Source organism: Pseudoalteromonas luteoviolacea NCIMB 1942, from assembly GCF_001625595.1.
Lineage (GTDB): Bacteria > Pseudomonadota > Gammaproteobacteria > Enterobacterales > Alteromonadaceae > Pseudoalteromonas > Pseudoalteromonas luteoviolacea_A.
Genome location: NZ_AUXT01000017.1, coordinates 1 through 1,627 on the forward strand (window position 1 = coordinate 1; position 1,627 = coordinate 1,627).

The window sequence follows — 1,627 nt, forward strand, 5'->3', positions numbered from 1 at the left end:
ATTTTTTTATACCGCGATCCGGTCGATTTTAGAAAATCTATCGATGGATTGGTCGCTATCATTGAAAACGAAATTGCACGAGATGCTTACTCAGGGGCACTGTTTTTGTTCTGCAATAAAACCAAAGATAAACTCAAATTGGTTTACTGGGACAGAACGGGGTTTGCATTGTGGTATAAGCGTTTAGAAAAACAAAAATTCAAATGGCCTTGTAAAATTAAGCTACAAGAATTTGAGCTCAGCGCTTCGCAACTAGATTGGTTATTGTCGGGTTATAATGTGCTTGGTCATGAGCCGCTAAGGTATCAATCTATGATCTAATGAGCAGTAAAAGATCATTGCCATACGCCTGATTTTATTTGGGCTACAAACAAGAAAAACAGGTCAAACGCTGTTAAATTATGAGCATGAAACTAGATGCTCACGCACTCCCTGACGACCCAGCACAACTCAAGCGCATGCTACTTGAGTTGCAACAAGTCGTTGCTAAAAAAGATGAAGAATTAGCTGAAAAAGATGCGCAAATTCACGAACTGCTACAAGCTTATAACGCAAAACTCGCCAAAGAATACGCTAAGAAATCTGAAAAGATGCCCGGAGCAGGCGAGCTCTTCAATGAAGCCGAAGAGCTCCTTGATGAACACGATAAAGCGCTATTAATCAGCTCCCCTTCAGTAAAGAAAGAAAAAGCAACGCCTAAACGCAAACCATTGCCAGCGCAGTTAGACCGCGTTGAGGTGGTGGTTGATCTGGATGAAGGTGACAAGGTGTGTGATTGTTGCCAAAACCCACTCCATAAAATGGGTGAAAGTAGCAGTGAAGCCTTAGAGTTTGTACCAGCACATATTAAGGTCATCAAAACCATTCGACCCAAATATACATGCCGTCACTGTGAGCGAGAAGGCATTGAAAGTGAAGTAAAAACCGCACCGCCACCGGCAGCGCCTATCCCAAAAAGCATTGCTACGCCCAGTTTGCTGAGTCAAATCATCACTTGTAAATATCAGTTTGGTTTACCCCTTTATCGACAAGAAACGGTCTTTGCAGAGATAGGGATAGAGTTAAGCAGACAAACCATGTCGAGCTGGATGTTACGTTGTGCAGCGCTGTTGTCACCTCTGTATCAACACTTAAAAAAGGCCTTGCTAGCTCAACCGGTTATTCATGGTGATGAAACTGTACTTAATGTGATTAACGCAGATAAATCGACAAGCTATATGTGGCTCTATTGTTGTGGCGATGATAAACCTGGGCAAGGCACTAACATCGTTTTGTTTGATTATCACAACAGCCGAGCAGGTCAATGTGCCGTTGATTTTCTTGACGGTTATCAGGGTTACATGCATGTTGACGGCTACAAGGCATACGAGCAAACACAGGCCACACTGGTTGCGTGTCTTGCCCATATACGGCGTAAGTTTATCGAGGCAAAAGGCAATCATAAGAAAACGGGCAAAGTTGATGTGGCACTTAACTTAATTGGCAAGCTTTATGGTATAGAGCAAGCGATTAAAGATAAAACGGTGCAAGAAAAGTACAGAGCAAGACAACACAAATCGAAACCCATTGTTGATGAACTTCATCATTGGTTGATAAAGCATCAAGATAAAATTCCACCGAAAACGCC

2 protein-coding genes are annotated in these 1,627 nt (G+C 42.4%); both read left to right on the forward strand.

Annotation, left to right across the window (positions count from 1 at the left end; translation table 11 throughout):
• The coding region (tnpB, locus tag N482_RS01695; RefSeq protein WP_063375437.1) for an IS66 family insertion sequence element accessory protein TnpB at positions 1–321 on the forward strand (321 nt) is incomplete at its 5' end.
• An 80-nt stretch (positions 322–401) separates the two neighbouring features.
• Positions 402–1,627: IS66 family transposase (tnpC, locus tag N482_RS01700; RefSeq protein ID WP_231100766.1), on the forward strand; the 1,226-nt coding region annotated here is incomplete at its 3' end.